General features: G+C 70.2%; 6 protein-coding genes. 1 reads left to right on the top strand and 5 read right to left on the bottom strand.

Annotated elements, in window-relative coordinates; all coding sequences use genetic code 11:
• Positions 1-232 precede the first annotated feature (232 nt).
• Positions 233-754, top strand: coding sequence for a M23 family metallopeptidase (locus G5C51_RS38585; RefSeq protein WP_165245012.1), 522 nt, complete (start codon positions 233-235; stop codon positions 752-754).
• A 91-nt stretch (positions 755-845) separates the two neighbouring features.
• Here the strand turns inward: G5C51_RS38585 and G5C51_RS38580 are convergent, their stop codons facing one another.
• The 5 genes from G5C51_RS38580 to G5C51_RS38560 all read right to left on the bottom strand — a co-directional run.
• The gene (locus G5C51_RS38580; RefSeq protein ID WP_338118473.1) at positions 846-2,825 is read right to left on the bottom strand and encodes a beta-galactosidase; all 1,980 of its coding nucleotides are present in this window, start codon (positions 2,823-2,825) and stop codon (positions 846-848) included.
• A 56-nt stretch (positions 2,826-2,881) separates the two neighbouring features.
• Complete coding sequence (locus tag G5C51_RS38575) at positions 2,882-4,684, bottom strand: exo-alpha-sialidase (protein ID WP_338118472.1); 1,803 nt, start codon at positions 4,682-4,684, stop codon at positions 2,882-2,884.
• Between the two features lie 208 nt (positions 4,685-4,892).
• Positions 4,893-5,585: a FadR/GntR family transcriptional regulator gene (locus G5C51_RS38570; RefSeq protein ID WP_165245014.1), complete on the bottom strand. Its 693-nt coding sequence runs from the start codon at positions 5,583-5,585 to the stop codon at positions 4,893-4,895.
• Between the two features lie 121 nt (positions 5,586-5,706).
• Positions 5,707-6,408 carry a response regulator transcription factor gene (locus tag G5C51_RS38565; protein ID WP_165245010.1) on the bottom strand — a complete coding sequence of 234 codons (702 nt, stop codon included), beginning with the start codon at positions 6,406-6,408 and terminating at the stop codon, positions 5,707-5,709.
• Positions 6,409-6,449: 41 nt separating this feature from the next.
• The coding region (locus tag G5C51_RS38560; RefSeq protein WP_206314783.1) for an ATP-binding protein at positions 6,450-6,738 on the bottom strand (289 nt) is incomplete at its 5' end.

Here is a 6,738-nt window from a genome sequence, read left to right as displayed (position 1 = left end):
ACTTTCGGGAGGGGGGCGGCCGGGACCTTCGGGTGGCCCGTCCCTGAGCTGCCGCGCGGCGCTCGCCGGCGCCGCGGAACGTAAGGCCGCAAGGGACCAAATTCCCCGGCCGACGCCTACTATCACGCTTAGCAATAGGCCCCCTTGATGCCCCTCCGACACTCGGGTTACCAATGAATTGCGAGTTCGGAACGCAGCCGGGCTCGAAAGCAATTTGAAAGGTAATACCCGAATGTCGAAGCACGCCATATTCTCCGCCCGCACCTTCAAGCGCACCGCCGCCCTCGCGGCCGGCGCAGGTGTCATTGCCCTTGCGGGCAGCGGCGTGGCGAACGCGGCCCCCTCCTGGGTGTCGCCCATCGACGGCAAGTACCAGTTCTCCGCCGGTTACGACCAGGGCGGTGCCCGCTGGGCCCACAAGCACTCCGGCCAGGACTTCGCCGTGTCGACCGGCACCAAGGTGCACGCCGTCCACGGTGGCACCGTCGTCGAGGCCGGCTGGGGCGGCGCCTACGGCAACAACATCGTGGTGAAGCACAGCAATGGCGTGTACTCGCAGTACGCCCACCTGTCGAAGTTCGACGTGAAGCTGGGCGACAAGGTCAAGACCAACGAGGTCATCGCCCTCAGCGGCAACACCGGCAACAGCTCCGGCCCGCACCTGCACTTCGAGATCCGCACCACGCCGAACTACGGCTCCGCGGTGAACCCGGTCGACTTCCTGAAGGACAAGGGCGTCAAGCTGCACGGCTGACCCCACCGCGTTCCTGCCACGCAGAACCCCACTGACCCGCGCCCCAGGGCGAGCATTTCGCTCGCCCTGGGGCGCGGGCCTTTTTCACGCGTCAGAGCACCGCGACCCCGCGCGCCGCGATCTGCCGCCCCGCCACCGTGACCTCGGCGTCGGTGTGGTTCAGCACCACGTGCCGCTCCACGCCGTCCGCGGTGACGCGGGTACGGGCCTGGACACCCTCCGGCAGGCCTGCCAGCACCGGCGCGACGCCCGCCTGGGCGCGGATCTCGTCCAGCAGGTCGCGCATCGTCGCCTCGTCGGGGCGGGTGGCCAGGTAGTACGCCGTGCCCTGGCCGAAGCGGTGCCGGGTGATCGCGGGCCGGCCCGCGAGCTCGCCCTCGGTGAAGGTGGCGAGGGTCTCCGCGCCCTCCGGCTCCACGTACTCCGACCAGACCGAGCCGGTGGCCCCGGGCCCGTAGGAGAGGCCGATGGTGCCAAGCTGCGGCAGCGGGTCCCACTCGTCCACGGTCAGGCCGAGGAGGCGGCGGAAGGGGGCCGGGTAGCCGCCGAGGTGGACGCGGTCGGCCTCGTCGACGATGCCGGAGAAGTACGACATCAGGAGCGTGCCGCCGGCCTCCACCCACGCTTCGAGGGCCTGTGCCTGGGCCTCCGTGACCATGTAGAGGTTCGGCACCACCAGCAGCTTGTACGCGGAGAGGTCCGCGTCCGGCGGCAGGATGTCGCAGGCCACCGAGGCGTCGTAGAGCGGCTTGTGGTGGGCCAGAGCCGTGTCCATCTGCTGCACGTCCTGGCTGGGGCGGGCGCTGTCGGTGCCGAGCAGCTCCAGGCCCCACCAGTTGTCCCAGCTGAAGAGCAGGCCCGCGTCCGCGCGCTGCGGGCGGGCGCCGAGCAGCTCCGGGTGGGCGGCGAGGTCCGCGCCCAGCTCGCGCACCCGGCGGAAGGTGCGGGTGTCGCGGCCGCCGTGCGGGACCATCGCCGCGTGGTACTTCTCGGCGCCGCCCCGGGACTGCCGCCACTGGAAGAACAGGATCGAGTCGGCGCCGTGCGCCACCGCCTGCCAGCTGTCGAGCTCCATGCGGCCGCGCGGCTTGGCGCCGTTGCGGGTGCGCCAGTTCACCGCCGAGGTGCACTGCTCCATCAGCAGCCAGGGCTGCCCGCCCTTGAGGCCGCGCATGACGTCGTACGAGAAGGCGGTGAGGTGGGCGGAGCCGGGGTCGTGCGGGTCGGGGTAGGAGTCGTAGGAGACGACGTCCATTTCCTTCGCCCACTTGAAGAGGTCGAGGGTCTTGGCGACCGGGACGAAATTCGTGGTGACCGGGATGTCCGGGGTGATGCGGTCCAGGACCGCCTTTTCCGCCAGGTACAGCTTCAGCATTTCGTCGGACGAGAAGCGCTGGAAGTCGATCTGCTGGGCGGGGTTGCGGAAGGACGGGGCCTTGCGGGGCGGGAGGATCTCGGCGAAGGAGTCGTAGCGCTGCGACCAGAAGGTGGTGGACCAGGCGTCGTTGAGGGCGTCGATGGTGCCGTAGCGGTCCTGCAGCCAGGTGCGGAAGGCCTCGGCGGAGATGTCGCAGTAGCAGTGCCGGGAGATGTGGCAGCCGTACTCGTTGCCGATGTGCCACAGGGCGAGGGCGGGGTGGTCGCCGTAGCGCTCGGCGACCTTGGTGGCCAGCCGGACCGCGTGGTCGCGGTAGACCGGCGAGGAGGGGCAGTAGTGCTGGCGGGAGCCGGTCGAGAGGCGGACGCCGTCCTCGGTGACCGGGAGTATCTCGGGGTGCCGCTGGGACAGCCAGGCCGGCGGGGAGGCGGTCATCGTCGCGAGACAGACCGCCTGCCCGCCGGCTGCCAGCCGGTCGAGGTGTTCGTCGAGCCAGCCGAAGTCGTACTCACCGGGGCGGGGCTCGGCCATGGCCCAGGAGAAGATGCCGACGGTGGCGAGGTTGACCCCCGCCTCGCGCATCAGCTCGGCGTCCTCGGCCCAGACCTCCTTCGTCCACTGCTCGGGGTTGTAGTCCCCGCCGTAAGCGATCGAGGAGAGCTTGTCGTAATAGCGCTGCAGGCGGGGTGACACAGTGGTGCTGCCTTCCGATACGGAGGACGTAGGACGTCCTGCCAACCTACGTTCCCTCAGTTGATGGCGTCCAGAGCCAGCCGCAGCTTCTGTCCGCTGGTCACGGCCGTATTGCTGGTACGGATCCCGCTGAGCTCGGTCGCCGTCAGCGCGCGGTTGTAGACCCGGGCGTCGTCGAGGTAGCCGTGGAAGCGGTCGCCGCCGGCCAGGTTCTGGCCGAAGTGGATGCCGTCGATGCCGAACTCCTTGCCGATCGTCACCGACCCCTTCGGCGCGGTCGCGGACACCGCGGTGCCGTCGACCGAGAGCGTGAGCTTGCCGCCGGCGCGCTGCAGGCTGAAGAAGTGGAAGGCGTTGTCGTTGTACGCCTTCGCCGTCTTCACCTCGGCGCCGCCCTGCTCGGTCTGCAGGTAGGCGCGGATCCGGTTGTCGGCCGGCTCGGCGCGCAGCCAGATCTGCGGCTTTCCGGTGCCGCTGCCGTAGCGGTAGGCCCAGGCGAGGGTATGCCTGCCGTCCGTCCTGCCGTACTTGAACCAGCCGGTGAAGGTGAAGTCACCGGAGCCGAGGTCCAGGGAGCTCTTGTACGGGACCTCCACGCGGGCGTCGACGTGGTTGTCGGCGTTGTTGAGGTAGAGCGACTTCCCGAACTTGCCGGCCTGCAGGCTCGAAGTGCCGCGCACGTAGCCGTTGTTGCCGTTCCCAGAGGCGTCCGGCGTGGTCGGGCCAGGCGCCGGGGCCGGCGGGAAGCCGGGCGGGGTGCCGTTCGGCTGGTCGAGGAAGGCGTCGTTGAAGCGGGCCCAGCGGATCACCTCGTACGGGGTGGTCTTGCCGCCCTCGTAGAGCAGCCCGGTCCGGTCGCCGCCGAGGTCGACGAGGCTCGAATACGCGGACGGGCCCCAGGAGATGATCCGCCCGTTCTCCCAGGGCTCCCACGTCTTGCCGTCGTCGGTCGAGGCCCGTACGGACATCGCCTCGCGGTTGACCGGGTGCGCGGGGGCGGACAGCAGCACCTTGCCGTTGTGGTTGACCGTCGAGCCCTGGACCACCGGGCTGGAGACCGCCGGGTCGGTCCTGAACGGCGCGTCGAAGCTGCCGCCCTGGTCGGTGCTGGTCGCGAAGGCGCGGTTGCCGTCGTCGGTGCCCCGCTCGTCGCGGGCCTGGATGCCGAGCGCACCGCCGGACTTCTCGAAGAGGCTGAGCTCCTGCGGCTTCAGGGTGAGGTTGGTGCGGCTGTCGTCGGCGCCGAGCTTCCAGGTGGTGCCGCCGTCGTCGGAGTACATGAGGTGGGCGCCCTGACTGCCGTCGGTGCCCTCGTGGTTGCCGCCGACGACGAGGCGGCCCGCGTGCGGGCCGCTCTTGAGCTGGATGCCGGCGTTGGGGCCTGAGGCGTACCAGCGGTTCCAGGAGGGCTTGGAGAGGGTGGCCGCCATGTTCTTGGCGGCGGACCAGGTGTTGCCGTTGTCCGTGGAGGTCTGCAGGTACGGGGTGCGCTTGGTGTCGTCGGCGCCGGGGTTGTGGGTGGAGATGAGGGAGATCCGGCCGCTGCTCGCGTCGACGACCGGGGCCGGGTTGCCGCGGGTGTCGCCGTTGCCGGCGAGGACCGTCTTCAGCGCGCCCCAGGTGGCGCCGCCGTCGGTGGAGCGGCGCAGCACGATGTCGATGTCACCTTTGTCGCCGCAGCCGTTCACCCGCCCTTCGGCGAAGGCGAGCAGGCTGCCGTCCTTGGCCTTGGTGACGACGGGTATCCGGTAGCAGGCATAGCCGCCGGAACCTGCCTGGAAGAGCACGGATTCGGTGAACTCGGGCTCGGCCGCCGCGGCCGTGTCGCCGGAGTTGACCGTCAGGGCACTTGCGGCCACCGCCGCCGCCGATATGGCAGCGATCAATAGCTTTCTGGCGCGTGGAGGCATCACTGTCTCGCAATCGGCAGGAGAACCTACGTGGGACGTGGGATGTCCGATGCAACGTAGGGTTCACCTGCACGACCGTCAAGAGCCGTCACTTCGCTACCTGTTGTTCACCTTGCAGATGGCATGCGGAAGCGCCGTAAACGTCAGGATTTGGGCGTCAGCCCACCCCGCGCATCGCCTTCTTCGCCCGGGTCTCGATGCCGCGGAAGTGCGTCGACATCGCGGCCTCCACGCGCTCGCGGTCACGCGCCCGCAGCGCCCTGACGATCTCCTTGTGCCGCCGCGCGGTGCCCATCGGGGACGGGTCGTCGGCCCAGCCGCGGGCGCCGGCCACGCGGTGGAAGACATTCCAGAAGGCGCTCAGCAGCTGCGGAACGAGGGCGTTGCCCATCGAGCGGTAGAGCACCTCGTGGAAGTCGCGGTCCTCGTCGGGGAAGACCTCGCCCTCCTTGGCGCGGGTCTCCATCCGCTTGACGATCTCGTCGAGTTCGTCGATGTCGGCGTCCGGGATCGTGTCGATGATCCGCAGCACCAGGCCCTCCTCTAGGACCTCGCGGACCTGGAGGATCTCGCTGAGCGCGTGCACGTCGTCGCCGCCGAGCTGGACCAGGGTGCGGAAGGTCAGGCCGTCGGCGAGCGGGGTGAGGGAGGCCTGGCCGACATAGGTGCCGTAGCCGTGCCGGATCTCGACGATGTCCAGGGCCTGCAGCGCCTTGAGCGCTTCGCGCACCGAATTGCGGCTGACCTGGAGGTCGTCCATGAGCTCGGTCTCGGTGGGCAGCAGCTCACCGGGCCGTAGCCCGCGGTCGAGGATCAATTGCATGATCTCGCGCTGGATCTGCCCGCCCATGCGTCGCTGGCGCTCCGCGCGCGCCTGGGGCTGGGGGCGGGCCTGCGGGCGCGGACGCTGTAGCTCCTGTGACATGGCGCTCATCGTACGCACAAGGGTGGGACATCCTACGTGCGATACCTCAGGAATCTCCCGAAGAGCCCGGAATGATCAGGCCGGATTCGTAGCCCAGGACGACCAGTTGGGCCCGGTCGCGGGCGTCCAGCTTGCCCATGATGCGGCTCACATGGGTCTTGGCGGTGAGCGGGGAGAGGCCGAGGGTATCGGCTATCTCGGTGTTGTTCAGGCCGCGGGCGACGAGGGCGAGGACCTCGCGCTCGCGGGTGGAGAGCGCGGCGAGCGCCCCCGGCGCGGTGGCGGCTGCCGCCGCCGGGGCCTGCGGGGCCTTCACGATCCGCTCGATGAGGCGGGCGGTCGGTCCTGGCGAGAGCAGCGCCTCGCCGGCGGCGACGGTGCGGATGGCGTCGAGCAGGTCGGCGGGCTTGGTGTCCTTGACCAGGAACCCGCTGGCACCGGCGCGCAGCGCCTCGATGATGTGCTCGTCGGTGTCGTACGTGGTGAGGACCAGCACCTTGACCCCGGCGAGGTCGTCGTCGGCGGCGATGAGGCGGGTCGCCTCGATGCCGTCGAGGTCCGGCATCCGCACGTCCATGACGACGAGGTCGGCGCGGGCGCTGCGGACGAGCTCGACGGCCTGCCTGCCGGAGGCGGCCTCGCCGACCACCTCCATGTCGGGGGCGGAGGCGATGAGCATCGCGAAGGCGGCGCGGACGAGGTGCTGGTCGTCGGCCAGGACTACGCGGATGACCTGCGGTTGGCTCATGCGGGGTGCTTCCTGATCTCTCGGGGGGCGGACAGTCCGGGTCATCGGTCCGCCAGTGGGAGCTTTGCCGTCACCGTGAAGCCCGGGTGGCCGTCCTTGCGCGGGCCCGCCGCGAGGGTGCCGCCGACGGTGCGGGCGCGTTCGCGCATGCCGGGGATGCCGTAGCCGCCGGGGGCGGGGGGCGGCTTCGGGTGGTCGGCGGTGGCCGGGCCGGTGTCGGTCACCGCCAGGTGCAGTGCGTCGTCCGCGCGGGTCAGCTCGACGCGTATCGAGGCGCCGGGGCCCGCGTGCTGGACGGCGTTCGTCAGGGACTGCTGCACGATGCGGTAC

The sequence above is a fragment of the Streptomyces coryli genome (genome assembly GCF_011044975.1).
Lineage (GTDB): Bacteria > Actinomycetota > Actinomycetes > Streptomycetales > Streptomycetaceae > Streptomyces > Streptomyces coryli.
Note: the sequence above shows the minus strand (reverse complement) of the source record. Positions and strands in the feature narration are given on the sequence as shown.